Annotated in this window: 21 protein-coding genes and 1 tRNA gene; 13 read left to right on the plus strand and 9 right to left on the minus strand. The window is 67.5% G+C overall.

The genetic code is table 11. From position 1 onward, the window contains the following. Positions 1-65 precede the first annotated feature (65 nt). Complete coding sequence (locus OKW76_RS07195) at positions 66-752, plus strand: TetR/AcrR family transcriptional regulator (protein WP_265552417.1); 687 nt, start codon at positions 66-68, stop codon at positions 750-752. Between the two features lie 98 nt (positions 753-850). Here OKW76_RS07195 and OKW76_RS07200 read toward each other — a convergent pair whose 3' ends face one another. From OKW76_RS07200 to rpmH, 7 genes are all read right to left on the minus strand, one after another. Then, entirely contained in the window at positions 851-1246 is a 396-nt protein-coding gene (locus tag OKW76_RS07200) for a response regulator transcription factor (RefSeq protein ID WP_265552419.1), read from the minus strand. A 171-nt stretch (positions 1247-1417) separates the two neighbouring features. Then, a complete protein-coding gene (locus tag OKW76_RS07205) occupies positions 1418-1684 on the minus strand; it encodes a DUF3253 domain-containing protein (RefSeq protein WP_265552421.1) in 267 nt (88 codons plus the stop codon). 102 nt (positions 1685-1786) lie between these two features. Further along, positions 1787-2476: a ribosome biogenesis GTP-binding protein YihA/YsxC gene (gene yihA, locus OKW76_RS07210; protein ID WP_265552424.1), complete on the minus strand. Its 690-nt coding sequence runs from the start codon at positions 2474-2476 to the stop codon at positions 1787-1789. Next, a complete protein-coding gene (yidC, locus tag OKW76_RS07215) occupies positions 2425-4128 on the minus strand; it encodes a membrane protein insertase YidC (RefSeq protein WP_265552426.1) in 1704 nt (567 codons plus the stop codon). Before yidC ends, yihA begins: the two co-directional genes overlap by 52 nt. Before the next feature lie 21 nt (positions 4129-4149). Next, positions 4150-4362, minus strand: coding sequence for a membrane protein insertion efficiency factor YidD (gene yidD / locus OKW76_RS07220; protein WP_265552428.1), 213 nt, complete (start codon positions 4360-4362; stop codon positions 4150-4152). Positions 4363-4510: 148 nt separating this feature from the next. Continuing rightward, positions 4511-4828, minus strand: coding sequence for a ribonuclease P protein component (gene rnpA, locus OKW76_RS07225; protein WP_265552430.1), 318 nt, complete (start codon positions 4826-4828; stop codon positions 4511-4513). Between the two features lie 5 nt (positions 4829-4833). Beyond that, positions 4834-4968: a 50S ribosomal protein L34 gene (gene rpmH / locus OKW76_RS07230; protein ID WP_256504976.1), complete on the minus strand. Its 135-nt coding sequence runs from the start codon at positions 4966-4968 to the stop codon at positions 4834-4836. A gap of 202 nt (positions 4969-5170) precedes the next feature. Here rpmH and OKW76_RS07235 point away from each other — a divergent pair, with 202 nt between their 5' ends. The 8 genes from OKW76_RS07235 to OKW76_RS07270 all read left to right on the plus strand — a co-directional run bounded on the left by OKW76_RS07235 (position 5171) and on the right by OKW76_RS07270 (position 13801). Then, the gene (locus OKW76_RS07235; RefSeq protein ID WP_265552832.1) at positions 5171-6679 is read left to right on the plus strand and encodes a YifB family Mg chelatase-like AAA ATPase; all 1509 of its coding nucleotides are present in this window, start codon (positions 5171-5173) and stop codon (positions 6677-6679) included. 1053 nt (positions 6680-7732) lie between these two features. Next, positions 7733-7816, plus strand: a tRNA-Leu gene (locus tag OKW76_RS07240). Positions 7817-7929: 113 nt separating this feature from the next. Further along, positions 7930-10752, plus strand: a complete 2823-nt coding sequence (locus OKW76_RS07245) for a monovalent cation/H+ antiporter subunit A (protein WP_265552432.1) — start codon at positions 7930-7932, stop codon at positions 10750-10752. Next, positions 10752-11108 carry a Na+/H+ antiporter subunit C gene (locus OKW76_RS07250; protein WP_256508076.1) on the plus strand — a complete coding sequence of 119 codons (357 nt, stop codon included), beginning with the start codon at positions 10752-10754 and terminating at the stop codon, positions 11106-11108. The genes OKW76_RS07245 and OKW76_RS07250 overlap by 1 nt, the downstream gene beginning before the upstream one ends. Then, positions 11105-12628: a monovalent cation/H+ antiporter subunit D gene (locus tag OKW76_RS07255; protein ID WP_265552434.1), complete on the plus strand. Its 1524-nt coding sequence runs from the start codon at positions 11105-11107 to the stop codon at positions 12626-12628. The genes OKW76_RS07250 and OKW76_RS07255 overlap by 4 nt, the downstream gene beginning before the upstream one ends. Continuing rightward, positions 12625-13116: a Na+/H+ antiporter subunit E gene (locus OKW76_RS07260; protein WP_265552436.1), complete on the plus strand. Its 492-nt coding sequence runs from the start codon at positions 12625-12627 to the stop codon at positions 13114-13116. Before OKW76_RS07255 ends, OKW76_RS07260 begins: the two co-directional genes overlap by 4 nt. Beyond that, entirely contained in the window at positions 13113-13391 is a 279-nt protein-coding gene (locus OKW76_RS07265; protein ID WP_265552438.1) for a K+/H+ antiporter subunit F, read from the plus strand. Before OKW76_RS07260 ends, OKW76_RS07265 begins: the two co-directional genes overlap by 4 nt. 8 nt (positions 13392-13399) lie before the next feature. After that, positions 13400-13801 carry a Na+/H+ antiporter subunit G gene (locus OKW76_RS07270; RefSeq protein WP_265552440.1) on the plus strand — a complete coding sequence of 134 codons (402 nt, stop codon included), beginning with the start codon at positions 13400-13402 and terminating at the stop codon, positions 13799-13801. Between the two features lie 13 nt (positions 13802-13814). Here the strand turns inward: OKW76_RS07270 and OKW76_RS07275 are convergent, their stop codons facing one another. Continuing rightward, positions 13815-14909, minus strand: a complete 1095-nt coding sequence (locus OKW76_RS07275) for a DUF475 domain-containing protein (RefSeq protein WP_265552442.1) — start codon at positions 14907-14909, stop codon at positions 13815-13817. Positions 14910-15413: 504 nt separating this feature from the next. Between OKW76_RS07275 and OKW76_RS07280 the strand changes: the two genes are divergently transcribed. Then, positions 15414-16409, plus strand: a complete 996-nt coding sequence (locus OKW76_RS07280) for a cell wall hydrolase (protein WP_265552443.1) — start codon at positions 15414-15416, stop codon at positions 16407-16409. A 42-nt stretch (positions 16410-16451) separates the two neighbouring features. On the opposite strand, the gene OKW76_RS07285 is transcribed toward OKW76_RS07280, so the two are convergent. Continuing rightward, positions 16452-16781 carry a hypothetical protein gene (locus tag OKW76_RS07285; RefSeq protein ID WP_265552445.1) on the minus strand — a complete coding sequence of 110 codons (330 nt, stop codon included), beginning with the start codon at positions 16779-16781 and terminating at the stop codon, positions 16452-16454. Positions 16782-16918: 137 nt separating this feature from the next. On the opposite strand from OKW76_RS07285, the gene OKW76_RS07290 reads away from it, so the two are divergent. From OKW76_RS07290 to OKW76_RS07300, 3 genes are read left to right on the plus strand one after another with little or no spacing between them, the layout of a single operon-like run. Then, positions 16919-17212 carry a GCN5-related N-acetyltransferase gene (locus OKW76_RS07290; protein WP_265552446.1) on the plus strand — a complete coding sequence of 98 codons (294 nt, stop codon included), beginning with the start codon at positions 16919-16921 and terminating at the stop codon, positions 17210-17212. After that, positions 17209-18651, plus strand: a complete 1443-nt coding sequence (locus OKW76_RS07295) for an APC family permease (protein ID WP_265552447.1) — start codon at positions 17209-17211, stop codon at positions 18649-18651. The genes OKW76_RS07290 and OKW76_RS07295 overlap by 4 nt, the downstream gene beginning before the upstream one ends. After that, entirely contained in the window at positions 18648-19196 is a 549-nt protein-coding gene (locus tag OKW76_RS07300; protein WP_265552449.1) for a class I SAM-dependent methyltransferase, read from the plus strand. The genes OKW76_RS07295 and OKW76_RS07300 overlap by 4 nt, the downstream gene beginning before the upstream one ends. The last annotated feature ends 80 nt before the right edge of the window (positions 19197-19276 follow it).

The raw sequence follows: 19276 nt of genomic DNA on the forward strand, positions 1-19276 counted from the left end.
TCACCGCGGGTTGTGCCTCGTTGCACGACGCTATACTGAAACATGAACCAGGCTTCAACTTAGGAATGAAGAGGGGATCCAAATTGGTCGAAGGCGGGGCAGTCGAGAGCGTTCTGGGCGAAGGCGTTGCGGGCGAGACCAAGGTCCAGGGCGCCAGCGCGGGCAAGGAGCCGCGGACCGCGCGCGGCCGCCGGACGCTGCGCGCGATCCTCGATGCCGCGGCGATCGAATTCGGCGAGAGCGGGTTCCACGACGCATCGATCAGCGGGATCACGCGGCGCGCGGGCGTCGCGCTCGGCAGCTTCTACACCTATTTCGATTCGAAGGACGCGGTGTTCCGGGCGCTGGTGCGCGACATGTCGGCGCAGGTGCGCGATCGGGTCGCCCCCGCGATCCGCGCCGCCCCCGACGGCATCGCCGCCGAGCGCGCCGGGTTGCAGGAATTCATCGGCTTCGTGCGCCAGCACAAGGAAATCTATCGCATCATCGACGAGGCCGAATTCGTCGATCCCGATAGCTTCCGCCTGCATTATGCGACCACCGCCGAGCGGATCACCGCGCGGCTGCGCGCGGCCGCCGCGCGCGGCGAGATCCGCGCCGATGTCGGCGAAGTCCATGCCTGGGCGGTGATGGGGATGAACGTGTTCCTAGGACTGCGCTACGGCGTCTGGAACGAGGACCGGCCGCACGAGGCCATCGCCGAGGAAGCCGCCGATTTCCTGCGCCATGGGCTCGCGCCCAGGCAAGGCTGAACCGCGCTCGCCAGCCGCTGGAACGGCGAGCCTTTCGCTCGATCAGGTCGCGCGATGCCCGGCAATGCGCAGCGCGACCGTCGCCGCGCGGCTATCGCCTAGGCGCGCTTTGGGGGCGACGCCTTCTGCTTGCGCGTCAGCAGTTCCTCGACCCGAAAGACGAACTCGTCGGGATCGAACGGCTTCTTCATATAATCGTCGGCGCCGGCAAAGCGCGCGAGTTCCTCGTCCTGCGCCCCGCGCCGTCCGGTCAACATCATGATCGGCAGATCGCAAAAGGCAGGCATGTTGCGCAGTTCGCGCAGCACCGTCACCCCCGACATGCCCGGCAGGTTGCAATCGAGCACCAGCAGGTCGGGTCGCCTTGTCTTCACGATCTGCAGCGCCTCGGCGCCATCCTGCACCAGCCCCGCAGCGTGGCCATAGGCCACCAGCACATCGCACGCGATCTCGCCCAAGATCTCGTCGTCTTCCGCAACTATGATACGCGCCACGCTTCGTTCCTTGCTTGCATACTCTGAAATCCTGGCGCTGCCATTCGACACCTTCATGCCGCCGCACGCAACCACACATCGCCCGCGATGAAGCTTTTGGTCCGTTCGGAGTCGCTAAACCGCCGGCACACGCTGCAACGCGATAGCGTCGCGAGACGCACCTTCGCCGTATCAGCTGCGCCGCGCACGGCCGATTCGGTAGGGCCCGCGCCTGGATGCCAGCGCCTCGCGCTTCCAGCTGAGCCGCACCACCCCGTCGGCCACCAACCGATCCACCGCGGCGTGAACCGCAGGCATCGCCCCGCGCCAATCCGCCGCGTCGCCGGTTGCGGCGGCCAGGGCCCTGGCCACCTCGCTCGGGCATATCGTAGCGCCAGGTGCGCGCTGGGCGAGCAACGCCAGCGTCGCGGCGCGGGGGGCGCTGGTATCGATCGTCATCGGTTCGGCCTCGGTCCAAACCCACCTTTGGTCAACCATGACCGACGTGCGCGAAGCCGCGGTGTGGGCGCTCGCCGACCTGCTCGACGGACGAACCGGCGCCTAGCTGACCGCCTCGATCACCGCAGCGCGCAGTTCGGGAATCCCCATGCCGCCTTCGCTCGACGTCACCAGAATGTCGGGATGCGCCGCGGGGCGCTTGCGCACCTCCTCGATCGTCCGTTCGGTGACCTCGGCAAGCTCGCTCGCCTTCACCTTGTCGGCCTTGGTCAGCACGATGCGATAACTCACCGCCGCGGCATCGAGCATCTTGAGGATATCGCGATCGACATCCTTGATGCCGTGACGCGAATCGATCAGCAACAGGCTGCGCTTGAGCGCCTGCCGCCCGCGCAGGAAATCATTCACCAGGAAGCGCCACTTGCGCACCACGTCCTTGGGCGCCTTGGCAAAGCCATAACCCGGCATGTCGACCAGCCGGAACGCCAGCGGCTCGCCGACGTCGAAGAAGTTCAGCTCCTGCGTCCGCCCCGGCGTGTTCGAGGTGCGCGCCAGCCCGTTGCGGTTGGTCAGCGCGTTGAGAAGCGACGATTTGCCGACGTTCGACCGCCCGGCAAACGCCACCTCGGGCACCACCGGCTCGGGCATGTGCTCGAGCGCAGGCGCCGAGCGCAGGAACGCGATCGGCCCCGAGAAGATCTTGCGCGCCGCCTCGATCGCGTCGTCGTCGAAGGGCGACGTCACTTGGCGGGGGCCGTCTTGAGCGCGGGATGCTGGCGATACAGCCACCATTGTTGCGCCATCGTCAGCACGTTCGAGGTGATCCAGTACACCTGCAAGCCCACCGCAAACGGCGCCATCACGAACATCAGCATCCACGGCATGATCGCGAAGACCTGCTTTTGCACTTCGTCCATCGGCGCTGGGTTGAGCTTGAACTGGAAGTACATCGAAATGCCGAGCAGGATCGGCACCACGCCGATCGCGATGAAGCTCGGCGGGGTGAACGCCAGCAGCCCGAACAGGTTGAGCGGGGTCAGCGGATCGGGCGCCGACAGATCCTTGATCCACGCCACGAACGGCTGGTGCCGCATTTCGATCGTCAGGATCAGCACCTTGTACAGCGCGAACATGATCGGGATCTGCAACAGCATCGGCAGGCAGCCCGCCAGCGGGTTCACCTTCTCGGTCTTGTACAGCGCCATCATCTCTTGCTGGAGCTTGGGCTTGTCCTCCTTGTGCTTCTCCTGCAGCGCCTTCAGCTTGGGCTGGATAGCACGCATGCTCGCCATCGACGCGAACTGCTTCTGCGCGATCGGGAACAGCAGCAGCCGGATCGTCAGCGTCAGCAGGATGATCGCGACGCCGAAATTGCCGACCAGGCGGAACAGCCAGTCGAGATAATAGAAGATCGGCTTTTCGATGATCCGGAACCAGCCCCAGTCGATCGCCTTGTCGAACTGGACGATGCCCAGATCGACTTCGTAGCGGTCGAGCAGCCGCACTTCCTTCGCGCCGGCGAAGAAGCGCGCGGTCTGCGTCGTCGTGCGGCCGGGGGCGACGGTGACGGCGTCGCGCTGCGCATAATCGGCCTGGAACTGGCCGTTGGCGCCCGAGCGCAGTTGCAGCTCGACCGGGGTGCCTTGGTCGGGCACCAGCGCAGTCAGCCAATATTGATCGGTAAAGCCCGCCCAGCCGCCGGTAGTGGGATAGCGCGTCGCCTCCTCGGCGACCTCGTCATAGTCGCGATACACCGCGCTGCCGTCGCGCACCGCGATCGGGCCGACATGCGCGACCCATTGGTCGATATCGGTAGAGGCGCCGCGGCGGCTGAGATAGCCATAGGGCGTCACCGCGATCGGCGCACCGCCGCCATTGGCAACGGTCTGGCGCGCGGTGAACATATAATTCTCGTCGACCGACAGCTCGATCCGGAAGCGCTGCCCCTGGCCGTTATCGGCATCGAGCGTCACCGGGCGGCCGGGTGCCAGCACCTCGCCGCTCGCGCGCCACACGGTATCGCCATCGGGCGCGGCGAACCCGCTCGAACGCCAGCCGAAGCCGGCGAAATAGGCGTTGGCGCTGCCCGCGGGCGACAGCAGGTGCACCGGCGGCGAATCCTTGGCGATCGTCTCGTCGTAGCGCTTCAGGACCAGGTCATCGATCCGCGCGCCCTTCAGGTTGATCGAACCCGCCAGCGTCGGCGTGTCGATGCGAACGCGCGGCGTCTCGGCGACCACCGCGCGACGGTCGCGCACCGCTACGCCGGTATCGGCGGCGGGATCGGCCTTGGGGTTGGGAAGGACGGTGGTCTTGCCGCCTTCGATCTTGGTCACCGGCGGATTGGCGGTCGGGAAGAAATATCCCGACACCAGCGGAAACCCGAACAGGATGAACGCCGCGAGCACCGCGAAGATCACGAAATTCTTCTGCTCTTCCTTCACGAAACTTCCCCGTTCGGAGCGTCAGGGAACCGGATCATATCCGTGCCCGCCCCATGGATGACAGCGCGCGATGCGCCGTGCGGCCAACCAGCCGCCTTTGATTGCGCCATAGCGGCCAAGCGCCTCGATTGCATAGGCCGAACAGCTGGGCGCGTAGCGACAGCTCGGCGGCAGGATACGCGAAGGCCCGATCTGCCACCCGCGCGCGATCAGGATGAGGATGCGCGCGATCATGCTACGCGCGCCGTCGCCACTAAAAGATCGTCACCCCAGCGAAACCAGCCGTCACCCCGGCGAAAGCCGGGGCCCAGAGCCGCAAACGCTGCACTTCGATCGCAGGAATCCCCGGCATCCACCAGCGCAACAGCGGCAACAGCAAACATCACCGCCGCACCTTGGCGCAAGCCTTCGCCAGCTCGCGCACTAGATCGGCATAGGGCCGCTCGATCCCCGAATGCCGCCCGATCAGCACATGATCGGCACCCGCCACCCCATGTTCGGGCAGCACGTCGCGCGCAAGCATGCGAAAACGCCGTTTCATCCGGTTGCGGATGACGGCGTTTCCTACCTTCTTCGATACGGTAATACCGATCCGTTTCGCCGGATCGGCGTCGCCGCGCGCGCGCACCAGCAGCACGAAGCCCGGCATCGGCGCGCGTTTCCCCTGATTCGCCGCGAGATACTCGCGGCGCAGGGTCATGCGTGTCAGGCCGTCAGCTTCTTGCGGCCGCGCGCGCGGCGCGAGCGGACGATCTTGCGGCCCGCTGCCGTCGCCATCCGTGCAAAGAAGCCGTGCCGGCGCGTCCGCACCAGGTTGCTCGGCTGAAAGGTCCGCTTCATCGGTCATTCCCTTGGCATCTGTAAGCTAGACCGCGCACCGACATGGCCGCGTCTAAAACGTAAAATGGCCGCCACGCGGACGGCCTTGTGAGGCGCGCCATACGCCGGTGACGGTTTCAAGTCAACGTCGGCCGCGTGCGCAGCGCCCGGTTCCATCGCTTCCGAAACCCGCTATGCCTTATGGTTAAGGGGGATGGCACGCATGGTCGCGATCGTATCGACGGTGGCCTATCTGGGGCTCGAAGCGCGCGCTGTCGAGGTGCAGTGCAACCTCGTCGCCGGGCTCCCCGCCTTCATCGTCGTCGGGCTCGCCGACAAGGCGGTGGGCGAAAGCCGCGAGCGCGTACGCGGCGCGATCGCCGCGATCGGCCTCGCCCTTCCCCCGAAGCGAATCACCGTGAACCTCTCCCCCGCCGACCTGCCCAAGGAAGGATCGCATTACGACCTTCCCGTCGCGCTCGCGCTGCTCGGCGCGATGGGGGTGATCGATGCCGAGACTTTGGCCGATTATGTCGTCGTCGGCGAATTGGGCCTCGACGGGCGGATCGCCCCCTCCCCCGGCGTGATGCTGGCCGCGCTGCACGCCTCCGAAACCGGCAAGGGGCTGGTGTGCCCCGCCGCGCAAGGGTCCGAAGCCGCCTGGGCCGGATCAATCGAGGTGGTCGCCGCGACCGACCTGATCGGCCTGCTCAACCATTTCAAGGGCAACCAGCTGCTCCCCGCCCCGCGCCCCGGCGAGATCGACGATCCGGTCATCGGCCCCGATCTCGCGCAGGTAAAGGGCCAGGAAACCGCCAAGCGCGCGCTCGAAATCACCGCCGCGGGCGGGCACAACCTGCTGATGGTCGGCCCGCCGGGCGCCGGCAAATCGCTGATGGCGGCGTGCCTGCCCGGCATCCTGCCGCCGCTCGACGCCGCCGAAGCGCTCGAAGTCTCGATGGTCCAGTCGGTCGCGGGGACGCTCACCAACGGCAAGCTAACCCGCAACCGCCCTTTCCGCAGCCCGCATCATTCGGCGTCGATGGCGGCGCTCACCGGCGGCGGCCTCAAGGTGAAGCCCGGCGAGGTCAGCCTCGCGCACCTCGGCATCCTCTTCCTCGACGAACTCCCCGAATTCCAGCGCGCCGTCCTCGATTCGCTGCGCCAGCCATTAGAAACCGGGACCGTCAGCGTCGCGCGCGCCAACGCCCATGTCACCTTCCCCGCGCGGGTTCAGCTCGTGGCGGCGATGAACCCCTGCCGTTGCGGTCATCTCGGCGACCCCGCGCTCGCCTGCGCCCGCGCGCCCAAATGCGCCGCCGATTATCAGGCCAAGGTATCGGGGCCGCTGCTCGACCGGATCGACCTCCACGTCGAAGTCGCCGCGGTCACCGCCGCCGACCTGATCCTCCCGCCCCCCGCCGAAGGATCAGCACAAGTCGCCGCCCGCGTCACCGCCGCCCGCGCCGTCCAGGCGACGCGCTACCCCGGCACCGCAACGCGCACGAACGCCGAAGTCGAAGGCCGCGCGCTCGAGGCCGTCGCTACCCCCGACGAAGCCGGCCGCAAGCTGCTGGCGCAGGCCGCCGAATCGATGCGCATGTCCGCCCGCGGCTACACCCGCGTCCTGCGCGTCGCGCGCACCATCGCCGATCTGGCAGGGGTCGAGACGGTAGGGAGACTGCACATCGCCGAGGCGCTGAGCTACCGGCGGCGGGGGCCGACGAATTGAGGGGGCCGGAGCGAGTGGCAAAGTCGGGCGACGGCTATCGCCCAGTTGCGGTCGTTTTCCGCTTCTTGCAACTTTCCCTAGAGCGGACATGATGACCGTCGTATGTGGTGGAAACTGACAATCCTCGGAATCGTCACGGCGGGGGTAGTCTTCTGCATGATCCCAATCCGCACGCATGCGGTTTTGATCGATCCGGCCAACCCGCCCCCCCGACAAGGTGGACCCTGCGGTTCATCGTGTCGAATATGTATCTGACGCCCGGCACGACGATCGTGATTTGTCTTGTGCTCGCGGTGGCAGGCTACATCGCGTTTAGGATCGTCCGCAGCCCATAGAAGCCGATTAGAATGCATCCGCTTAAAGCCATCGCGCTTCCGTAAGCGGACGGACTGCTCACCACCCAGTTGTCGACATTATGTCCGCTCAAGGAGGGCTCGAACTTCATCGCGGTAGCGAACGAAGAAGGGGTAAGCCCAATCATAGAAGTCGCCTTCATCACGGCCACGCGCGTCTAACGATTGACTCCAAAGACTGTAGAAGCCGACCACGTCCTCGTCGGTTGGCTCGCCGCCATCAGCAAGCCACGCATCAATGAACTTACCGCATGAGACTACTAATGCCGCGAAGTCCGTCGGCTCCTCATCGACTAAGGGTTCCAGCATGTTCCGGGTTGGCACCGCCTTAGCTTAGCTCGTGCCGTCAAACTCGCAATGTCCGCTTTCACCAAATACTACCAAAAAGCCGCCGATCCGTTTTCCACCCACTTCCCGTCATCCCGTCGGCCCGGCTGGCACGATGACGCTGCCGCCAGCCCCCCTGTCCTACAAGCTCCCTCTTTGATACGCATCCTGCATGAAAACGCGCCCCGCATCCTGCACCCGCATCGCGTTCCATTGCGCGGAAAGGGCGAATCCGGGGGGTACGTAGTGTAGCTTTTGTAGCCTTCCGAGCCTCCGGCCGCCCGCGACTCGCCCCCACCTGTCCCCAAACCACCCCCGCCCCGCCGCGCAGCATCTTGCCCCCGCCCCTCGCATCGGTTAGCGACGACGCGCTGCCCCTGTGGTGAAATGGTAGACGCGCTCGACTCAAAATCGAGTGCCGCAAGGCGTGCTGGTTCGAGTCCGGCCAGGGGCACCATCTTTCGAGCATTGTCGCCCGAGCGGCATAATCGACGCGCAAGGGTCGATTGATGGGTACCCATCGCGGCTTGCGGTCGGTAACGCGTTCAGGCTGCCGAAAGAATTCGCCTGATGCTCCTGCTTGCCCTGACTGCATTGCCGTTCGTTGCCGCGATCCTGCTCGCGCTGCTCGCCCGCGCCGGCCGCGGCGTGCACATGGGCATAGCGATCGGCGCGAGCGCGGTCGGGTTCGTCCTGCTGCTGTCGGCGGCACCCGCGGTGCTGGCGGGGGCGCCGCTGACCGCACGGATCGGCTGGATCCCGGCGCTCGGCCTCGATCTCAGCCTGTGGCTCGATCCGCTGGGGTTGCTGTTCGCCGGGCTGATCCTCAGCATCGGGCTGCTCGTTGCGATCTATGCGCAGGGCTATCTCTACAAGGACGAGCCGACGGGGCGCTTCCTGTCGTTCCTGATGCTGTTCCAGGGCGCGATGGTGGGGATCGCGCTGTCGAACAACGTGCTGCTGATGCTGGTGTTCTGGGAGCTGACCAGCCTGTCGTCGTTCCTGCTGATCGGCTTCTGGCGCGACCGCGCCGATGCGCGGCAGGGTGCGCGGATGGCGCTTACGGTGACCGGCGGCGGCGGGCTCGCGCTGATCGCCGGGCTGCTGCTTTTGGGGCAGGCTGCGGGGTCGTACGAGCTCGCAACGATCCTGACGCGTGCCAATGCGGTGCAGGCCTCGCCGCTCTACCCCGCGATCCTGATCCTGGTGCTGCTCGGCGCCTTCACCAAATCGGCGCAATTCCCGTTCCATTTCTGGCTGCCGCACGCGATGGCCGCGCCTACCCCGGTCAGCGCGTATCTGCATTCGGCGACGATGGTGAAGGCGGGGGTGTTCCTGCTCGCACGGCTTTGGCCGGTACTCGCAGGTACCGAATGGTGGTTCTATCTGGTCATGTCGACCGGGCTGGTGACGATGTTGTTCGGCGCCGGGGTCGCGCTGTTCCGCAACGATCTCAAGGCGATCCTTGCCTATTCGACGATCAGCCAATTGGGGCTGATGGTGATGCTGCTCGGCTTCGGCACGCCCGCAGCGGCGGCGGCGGCGGTGTTCCACATCCTCAACCACGCCGCGTTCAAGGCGGCATTGTTCATGAACGCCGGCATCGTCGATCACGAGACCGGCACGCGCGACATCACCCGGCTGGGCGGGCTCGCCGCACTGATGCCGCTCACCGCGACATTGGGCACGCTCGCCGCCGCCGCGATGGCGGGCATCCCGCCGCTCGGCGGGTTCATCTCGAAGGAAATGATGCTCGAGGAGAGCGTGCATACCGCCTTCGCCGGCCAGGCGGTGCTGGTGCCGCTGCTCGCGACCATCGCGGCGACCTTGTCGGTCGCCTATTCGCTCCGCTACGCGCACGGCCTGTTCTTCGGCGCGCGCCGCACCGGCGACGTCGCGGCGCCGCATGATCCGGGCGCAGCGATGATCGGCCCCTCGGTGGCGCTGGTACTGCTTGCGATCGCCTTCGGGCTGCTGCCGATGACGATCGCCGGCCCGCTGGTGATCGCCGCGACCGGCGCGGTGATCGGTGCCGCCCCGCCCGCGCTCGATCTTGCGCTGTGGCACGGCGTCAACACCGCGCTTGCCTTGAGCATCGCCGCGGTCGCGATCGGCGCGCTGCTGCTGTGGCGGCGCGAACCGTTCGCGGCGTTCGTGGCGCGCCGCCGCGCGCCCGATGCCAAGACAATGTTCGACACCGCGATCGAGGCGGTGGTCGATACCACCCGCCGCGCCTCGCTCGCGATCCACGCCGCCTCGCTGCAGCGTTATCTGTTCGCGCTGTTCGCGGTCGCGGTCGGCTTCGGGATCGACGCGCTGCTCGCCCCCGGCGGCATCGGCGCTGGCAGCCGCGCCACCCAGCCCGCCTCGGCGATCGCGATCGTCGCCTGGTTCGCGCTGGTCGCCGCCACCGTCGCGGTCGTCGTCGCGCAGCGCCAGCGCTACCTCGCGCTCGTCTTCATCAGCGTCATCGGCCTCGTCATGGCGCTGGCGTTCGTCCGGCTCTCGGCGCCCGACCTCGCGCTCACGCAGATTTCGGTCGAGGTCGTGACGATCCTGCTGCTGCTGCTCGCGCTCCATCTGATGCCCAAGATACCGCCGCGGCTGTCGAGCGGCGGGCGGCGGAGCCGCGATGCCGCGCTCGGGATCGTTGCCGGCGCGGGCGCTGGCTGGGCGGCGTGGGCGGTGATGACCCGCGACATCCGCGATTCGGTATCGTCCTTCCACTGGGCGAACAGCTATTCGGGCGGCGGCGGCACCAATGTCGTCAACGTCACGCTCGTCGATTTCCGCGCGTTCGACACGCTGGGCGAGATCATCGTGCTCGGGATCGCGGGCCTGGCGATCTACGCGCTGCTCGAACCCGCCGCGCGTGGGGTCGCCGGGCGGCGGCTGCGGTCGTGGCGGCAGGACATGCAATATTCGCCCGAGCGCCACCCGATGATGTTCGTGATGGCGACGCGGCTGCTGCTGCCGCTGGCGATGCTGGTCGGCATCTACATCTTCCTGCGCGGGCACAACCAGCCCGGCGGCGGCTTCATCGCCGCATTGGTCGTATCGATCGCGATCCTGCTGCAATATCTGGCGTCGGGCTTCGACTGGACCGACGAGCGGCGCAAGATCGGCGAGCATCCGCTGATCGCGTTCGGCGTGCTGATCGCGATCGCCACCGGGCTCGGCTCGCTGGTGTTCGGCGCCCCCTTCCTCACCAGCAGCTTCGGCTATTTCACGCTGCCGCTGATCGGCGAGTTCGAGCTCGCCACCGCGTCGCTGTTCGACCTTGGCGTGCTCGCGGTCGTGGTCGGCGCGGTGATGATGGCACTGGCGCAGCTCAGCCATGTCGCGCAGCGCGCCGCGCGCCACGAAGACCGTGCCGGGGACGAGGCAGCATGATGAGTCTCGAATTCCTGGTCGCCAGCGCGATCGCGGTGCTGGTCGCCGGCGGCATCTACCTAGCGCTGCGCGGCCGCACCTTCCAGGTCGTGCTCGGGCTGACCTTGCTGTCCTACGCGGTGAACCTGTTCCTGTTCGCGGTCGGTCGGTTGGTGGTCGATCGCCCGCCGCTCTACGCCAAGGGGGTCACCGAGCATGCCGATTCGCTGCCGCAGGCGTTGGTGCTGACCGCGATCGTCATCACCTTCGGCATGACCGCGCTGGTCGTCATCCTGTCGCTGCGCAGCTTCCTCGAAAGCGGATCGGACCAGGTCGACGGCGTCGCCGATCGCCCGGCCGACGAGATGCGCCCATGAACCTGCTCGACCATCTGGTGATCGCGCCGGTCGTCATCCCCGCGATCGTCGCGCCGCTGACGTTGCTAGCGATGCGGCGGCGGCGGCGGATCGGCGTCGCGCTGTCGCTCGCGGGCTGCACCGCGATGCTGGTCGCGGCGCTCGCATTGTTCGGCATCGTCCAGGACGATTCGATCCGCGCCTATCCGCTGGGCGACTGGCCCGCGCCGTTCGGGATCGTGCTGGTGCTCGATCGGCTGGCGGCGACGATGCTGGTGCTGGCGGCGACGCTGGCGCTGATCGTCATGATCCACGCGATCGTCACCGCGGTCGATCGCAAGGGCTGGCATTTCCACCCGATGTTCCATTTCCAGCTGCTGGGGCTCAACGGCGCGTTCCTCACCGGCGATCTCTTCAACCTGTTCGTCTTTTTCGAAGTGCTGCTGATCGCTTCCTACGGGCTGATGCTCCACGGCCAGGGCGCCGCGCGGCTGAAGGCGGGCGTCGCCTATGTCGTCGTCAACATCGTCGGCTCGGCGCTGTTCCTGATCGCGCTCGGGCTGCTCTATGGCCTGACGGGCACGCTCAACATGGCCGATCTCGCGCGCAGCGTCGCCGCGCTCGGGTCCGAGGATCAGGGGCTGCTGCGGATGGCGGGGCTGCTGCTGGTCGCGGTGTTCGCGCTCAAGGCCGCGATCGCGCCGCTCCATCTGTGGCTGCCGCGCACCTATGCCGCGACTTCCCCGGTGGTCGCTGCGCTGTTCGCGATCATGACCAAGGTCGGGGTCTATGCGATGATCCGCGTCGTCCCGCTGATCTTCGGCGACGACGCAGGCGCCGCCGCCTGGGTGCCCGCGCCCTGGCTGCTGCCCGCCGCGGTCCTCACCGCGATCGTCGGCTTTGCAGGGGTGCTGGCGGCACGCGCGATGCGCGAGCAGGCGGCGTTCGCGATCCTTGGATCGACCGGGACGTTGCTGCTGGCGCTGTCGTGCTGGACCCAGGCGACCACCGCCGCCGCGGTCTATTACCTGGTCCATGCGGTGCTGGCGGGCGCGGCGTTGTTCCTGGTCGCCGACGTGACGCTTCGCCGGCGCGGCCAATATGGCGATGCCACCGTCGCCAGCCCGCGCTTTGCCGGCCAGCAGGCCGCCGGGCTGTTGTTCCTGGCCGCGACGATCGCCGCGGTCGGCCTGCCGCCGCTGTCGGGCTTCGTCGCCAAGCTCTTCATCCTGCAGACGACCTTCGGCACCGCGCCGTGGCGGCTGATCTGGGCGACGGTGCTCGGCACCACTTTGGTCGGCGTGATCGGCTTCGCACGCAGCGGCAGCGCGATCTTCTGGAAGGCGGCGCCCGATGGCGACCCGATCGCCTGCCCCCCTCGGGCGCGCGCCGAGTTCGTCGCGCCCGCGATGCTGGTGGCGTTGCTCGCGCTGCTCACGATCGGCGCCGGCTGGGCGACCGCGCAGTCGCTGGCGATCGCCGCGCAGGTGTTCGCGCCCGAACGCTATATCGCCGCGGTGCTGGCAGGCGACCGCGAATGATGAAGCGCATCCTTCCGCACCCCGCGCTGTCGGCGATGCTGCTGGTCGTCTGGCTGCTGATGGCCAACAGGGTCAGCGTCGGCGGTATCGTGCTGGGGGCGGTGTTCGCGCTGGTGCTGCCCAAATTCACCGAGCCCTTCTGGCCCGATCGGCCGCGCATCCGCTTCGGCCGCGCGCTGCTGGGGTATCTGGTGATCGTGCTCTACGACATCGTCGTCGCCAATTTCCACGTCGCGCGGCTGATCCTGTTCCGCCGCAACCGCGACCTCCGGTCACGATGGCTGGTCATTCCCGTCGATCTCACCACCCCCGAGGCGATCACCGTGCTCGCAGCGACGATCAGCCTCACTCCCGGCACCGTCAGCGCCGACGTATCCGCCGATGGCGGCTATCTGCTGGTCCACGCGCTCGACGCACCCGATCCCGAGGCCGAGATCGCGCGGATCAAGACGCGCTACGAAGCCCCGCTGCGGAGGATTTTCGCATGATCGCCATCGCGCTCCAGATCGCCGCCGGCGCGGTCGCGCTGTCGTTGCTGTTCAACGGGTACCGGCTGCTCAAGGGACCCGCGCTCGGCGACCGGATCGTCGCGCTCGACACGATGGTGATCAACGTCATCGCGGTGATCGTGCTGATCGGCATGATGGGCATGATGGGCAGCACCGCGACCTATTTCGAGGCGGCGCTGCTGCTCGCGATGGTCGGCTTCGTCAGCACCATCGCCTATTGCAAATTCATCCTGCGCGGGGACATTATCGAATGAGCGGCGGGATGGACATTGCGATCGCGGCGCTGATCCTGCTCGGCGGCGCTTTCGTGCTGATCGGCAGCTGGGGGCTGGTGCGCCTGCCATCGACAATGGAGCGGCTGCACGGGCCGACCAAGGCGACGACGCTGGGGCTTGGCGCGCTGCTGCTGGCCTCGATGCTCTATTTCCAGGCGAAGCTCGGCATATGGTCGGCGCACGAAGTGCTGATCTCGCTCTTCCTGTTCATCACCGCGCCGATCTCGGCGAACATGATCGCCAAGGTCCACCTGCACCGGTTACGGATCGGCGCGGTTACCGAGCGCGACAGCATCGCCGGCCCGCCGCCGCGCCCGGGCGAGGACGGCGCCTGGGCAACGTACGAGGCACCCGAGCAAAAGACCCAGGCCTCGACCGCCAACACCTGATTGCGACGACACCTCAAATCTTCAGCGCGCTGCCGTCCGACCCTACTGGCGCCTGCGCATCCTGGCCCGGGTTGGCGCGGTTCCAGCGCACCGAGCGCCACAGCGCGGTGACGATCAGCACCGCGCCGATCAGCCCGGTGATCGTCTCGGGGATATGATAGCGCGCCGACAGCAGCATGATCGCCGCCAGCGCGAGGATCGCCCAGAACGCGCCGTGCTCGAGATAGCGATATTGCGCCAGCGTCCCCTTTTCGACCAGCATGATCGTCATCGATCGAACGAACATCGCGCCGATGCCGAGGCCGAGCGCGATGATGAAGATGTTGTTGGTCAGCGCGAACGCACCGATCACACCGTCGAACGAGAAGGAGGAATCGAGCAGTTCGAGGTACAGGAAGCTCGCAAAGCCCGAGCGCGCGACGGTGCCGGTGAGGTTCCCCGCGGCGTCGACCGCCTCTGGCGCTTCGAGCAGCGAATTGACCGCTTCGACCGCGATATAGGCGAGCAGGCCGAAGATGCCGGCGACGATAAACGAGAGGGCATCGGCAGGGTCGAGCAGCGTCGAGATGCCGTACAGCGCCGCCAGGAGGATCGCGATCGCCACCGCGTCGATCGATGCCAGCTTGATCAGCTGGCGTTCGATCACCTCGATCCAGTGAACTTCCTTGTTGCTGTCGAAGAAGAAGTTCAGCCCGACCATACCCAGGAACGCGCCGCCGAAGCCGGCGATGCCGATATGCGCGTCGGTGATGATGCGCTGATATTGCTCGGGATCGCTCGCCGCCAGCCGGATCGCCTCGATCGGCCCCAGCGACGCCGCAATCGCGACGATCGCGACCGGGAAGACGATCCGCATGCCAAACACCGCGATCAAGATGCCCCAGGTCAGGAAGCGCCGCCGCCAGATCTCGTCCATGTCCTTGAGGACCGAGGCGTTGACCACCGCATTGTCGAACGACAGCGACACTTCGAGCACGCCGAGCACGACGACGATCCACAACACGCCGAGCGTGCCGACCACCGACCCAGTCATGCTCCAGCCGAGCCACGCCCCCAGCGCCACGCAAATCGCGGTGAAGAGCAGCGAACCTTTGAAGTAATGGAACATCGGCGGTGTCTAATCCTTGCATCCGGCGGTCGAGTGCAGCCGCACCCCCAAGGGGGTTGCCGGGTTTCGGCGCGGTGATGCAACGTTCCGCTAGGTCAAAAGACGCCTTCGTGGATGTCGACGAAGATCGCAAGCCAGTTGATGGGGATTGGGCTGCGACAAGGCCAACCCCACCCTTTCCTCCGCCGCCGGAGGGAGGATTAATCGTGTCGAACGGGCGGCGCGGCACCGCCACTTTCCTCCCCCGCCAGGGGGAGGGGGACCGCGCAAGCGGTGGAGGGGGCGGACACGCGCGAGCCGTTGGGGGTCCTCCCCCTCCGCCATGCTGCGCATGGTCCCCCTCCCCCTTGCGGGGGAGGATGGTTTGGGGCGGGGGCTGCTAGGCGCAAACGCTGCCCCCCTGGTGGAGGAGGACTTCCGTTGCGTTAACCCTCATCCGTTTCGTGATGGGACGGGGTGGTTTGGGGGCGCGAAGGGCGTCGAATTTTGGGCTATGCGGGCTGCATGCTTTGGTCGATTCCTTCCCGCCGGATGTGCAAGATGTTCGCTGCGGGCACGCTGGTGCTCGCGCTGGCGGGGTTTACCGCGCATGCGGCGATCGCCAGCATCGAGCAGATCGAGGCGGCGGCGCTGTCGCCGGCGCCGGGCTTCGGGTATGACGCGGGCGAGCATTTTCCGGGGGCCGCGCTGCTCACCGCGCTCGATGACGACGCCGCGCCCGCCGCCGGCACCACCGGCACGATCGCGCTGCCCGACCTGCCGGTTCCCGCCGGCGCGACCCTGACCACCGGCGCGACGATCCCCGCCGCCCCGCCCTTTGCCTTGCGCGGATCGGGCAGCGACCAGTCGCGCGCGCTGCAATGCCTGACGACGGCGATCTATTACGAGGCGGCGAGCGAGCCCGATGCCGGGCAGCGCGCGGTCGCGCAGGTGGTGCTCAACCGGGTGCGGCATCCTGCCTTCCCCGCGACGGTGTGCGGCGTGGTGTTCCAGGGGTCGGACAAGCGCGTCTGCCAGTTCAGCTTCGCCTGCGACGGCGCGATGGCGCGGGTGCCGGCGCGCGCGGCGTGGGACCGCGCGCAGCGGGTCGCGGCGTCGGCGCTCAACGGGTCGGTGTTCGCGCCCGTCGGGATGGCGACGCATTACCACACCTATGCGGTGACGCCGTCGTGGAACCGCAGCCTGGTGATGACCGGGGTCGAGGGCGCGCATTTCTTCCATCGCTGGAAAGGTTATTGGGGGACGCCGGCGGCGTTTCGCGACCGGTATTTCGGCGGCGAGCCGCTGCCGGGGCCGCTGCGCAAGCTCGGTGCTGCGGCGCCGGTGATGGCGCAGGCGGCTCCGGCGGTTGCACCGGTTGCCGCGCCCGCGAGCAAGGCTGCGGCGGTCGTGCCCGCGACGCAGATCCAGCCGAGCTATGCCGACAGCGGCACCGCGGTCGCCGCCGCCGACTCGCAGATCCTCGACCGGTGGAAGGATTCGGGACAGCCGATCCGCTGACCCGATCCCCCTCCCGCATCGGGGAGGGGGCCGGAGCCAGGATCAGCGGCGACCCTGGCGGTCGTTCTTCTGCGTACGCACCCGCTGCGCCAGCGCATCGAAGCGGCGATCGAGGTCGCGGCGTTCGGCCTGGGTCAGTCCGCCGCCCGAACGACGATATTGCTGCTCGAGACCATTGAGGTTGCGGAACTGGGTGCGCAGCCGCGTCGCTTCGGGGCGGGTGAGCGCGCCGTTGCGGATGCCGGTGTTGATCCGCTGTTCGATATTCACCTGGCGCGCATTGATGTTCTGCCACTGCTGGGCGCTCGCGGTGGCGGGCAGCGCGGAAATAGCGATGCCGAGGCCGGCGATCATGAGGGCAATTTTCTTCATCACGCTTCACTCCTTGGGTGGCGCCCCTTGCGGGGTCGAACCAACATATGGTCGCGCTTTGTCGCGCCCGATTGGCACGAAAGGCGGTTTTGTGTCGCGAAATGTGGCAAGAGCGAGCGCATGGTTCAGGGAATGCGATGAAGCGCGACGAACTCGAGGCGGCCTGGCTGACGCTGACGCGCGAGACGCTGCCGCAGGCGGCGGCGGCGCGCGGCTGGCCGATCGCGCGCGACCATTGTTTCCAGCGCGTGCTGCTCGATGCCGCGACGGGGGGATGCTGGTACGATGCGATCCGCGAGCGCCCGGCCTATCGCCACGCCGCGCCCGACGTCCTGGCTGCCGCCATCGCCTTGGGGCGGGCGGTGCTGGCGGGTAGCGAGGATCTTGCCGCGCTGAACCGCCAGTCGCTGCGCTGGCGCGGCAAGCGGTGACCGCCCGGGGGAACCCGCCCGGCAGCGACCCGTTCGTCGGGGATGCCAAGACCGCCATGTCCGGGGGCAAGGATGCCGATGCTTTCGTGACCGACCGACCGCAATTCCACCAGCCGCTGGGGGCGCCGCGCCGGACGCTCGGCAATTTCGACGTGCTGGCGCTGACCGTCGGGATCGTGATCGGTGCGGGTATCTTCCGGACGCCTGCGCTGGTGGCCGGGGTCGCTGGCAGCGCCGAGATGCTGATCGCGGTGTGGGTGGCGGGCGGGCTGCTCTCGATCATCGGTGCGCTATGCTATGCCGAATTGGCGGCGGCGTTTCCCAATGTCGGGGGCGATTACCACTTCCTCGGGCGCGCTTATGGCGAGCGGCTGGCGTTCCTCTACGCCTGGGCGCGGCTGTCGGTGATCCAGACCGGGTCGCTCGCGCTGCTGGCCTATGTCTGCGGCGATTATCTGCAGGCGATATTGCCGCTGGGGGCGATGGGATCGACGATCTGGGCGGCGCTCGCGGTGATCCTGATCAGCGCGCTCAACCGCGCGGGGGTGCGCGAGGGCGCGGCGGCGCAGCGCTGGCTGACGATCGCCGAGGTCGCGGGGCTGGTGCTGCTGATCGTCGCGGGCTTCCTGGTGTCGCCCGCCGAGGCGCGGCCCGCGCCGGTGACCGACGACAGCGCATTGGGGCTGATGCTGGTGTTCGTGCTGCTGACCTATGGCGGGTGGAGCGAGGCGGTGTACGTCTCGGCCGAGATGAAGGACGCGCCGCGGCGGATGGCGCCGATCATGGCGGCGGGGCTGGCGCTGGTGACCTTGCTGTACGTGCTGGCGAACCTGTCGTTCCTCAACGCGCTGGGGCTGGCGGGCATGGCCGAGAGCGACGCGGTGGCGGCGGAAGTCGCGCGGCTTGCGCTGGGCGACGGCGGCGCGGCGGTGATCGCGCTGGCGGTGGCCATCGCCGCGCTCACCTCGGCGAATGCGACCGCGATCACCGGCGCGCGGACGACCTGCGCGATCGGGCGGCGGTTTCCCGCGCTGTCGTGGCTCGGGCGCTGGGACGAGCAGCGCGACACGCCGGGCAATGCGATGATCGCGCAGGCGGCGGTGGCGCTGGTGCTGGTGCTCGCGGGCGCGTTCGCGCGCGACGGTTTCCGGCTGATCGTCGAATATACCGCGCCGGTATTCTGGTTCTTCCTGCTGCTCACTGGCCTTGCGCTGTTCGTGCTGCGGCGGCGGATGCCCGATCTCGAGCGGCCGTATCGCGTGCCCTGCTACCCACTGCTGCCCGCGGTCTTCTGCGCGACCACCGCGTACCTGCTCTATTCGAGCGTCGCCTATACCGGCTGGGGCGCGCTGGCGGGCATCGGCGTGCTCGCGGTGGGCGGCATGTTCCTGCTGTTCCTGACCCCCGTCCCCGACGAAGCTATGGAGACTTTGCCATGAAGAACCGATGGATGCTGACCGCCGCCTGTGCACTAGCGGCGCTCGCCCCCGCCTCCCCTTCCCTCGCGCAGACCGCGCCGGTCGAGCGGCTGCCCGACGTAATCTACGTCCCGACCCCGCCCGAAGTGGTCGAGGCGATGCTCGACATGGTCGAATTGAAGGACGGCGACGTGCTGTACGACCTGGGATCGGGCGACGGGCGGATCCCGATCGCCGCGGTCAAGCGCGCCAAGGTGAAGGCGACCGGCATCGACATCGACCCCGAACGGATCGCCGAGGCACGCGCGAACGCCAAGGCGCAGGGCGTCGAGGGCAAGGTGACCTTCAAGCGCGACGATATCTTCACCACCGACTTTTCGGATGCGAGCGTGGTGACGTTGTACCTGCTCAATTCGCTCAACGAGAAATTGATGCCGCGGCTGCTGCAGCTCAAGCCGGGGACGCGGATCGTGAGCCATGCCTTCACGATGGGCGATTGGAAGCCCGAGAAGACCGCGGATATCGATGGGCGGCAGATTTTCTTTTGGACGGTGCCGGCGCGGTGATCTTCTAGTGAAGCCCTCTCCCGCTTGCGGGAGAGGGTTGGGTGAGGGTCTTCTTTTTCTGGCCTTCGCTTCCAAAAAGA

This window comes from Sphingomonas sp. S1-29 (assembly GCF_026167545.1).
Taxonomy (GTDB): Bacteria; Pseudomonadota; Alphaproteobacteria; order Sphingomonadales; family Sphingomonadaceae; genus Sphingomonas.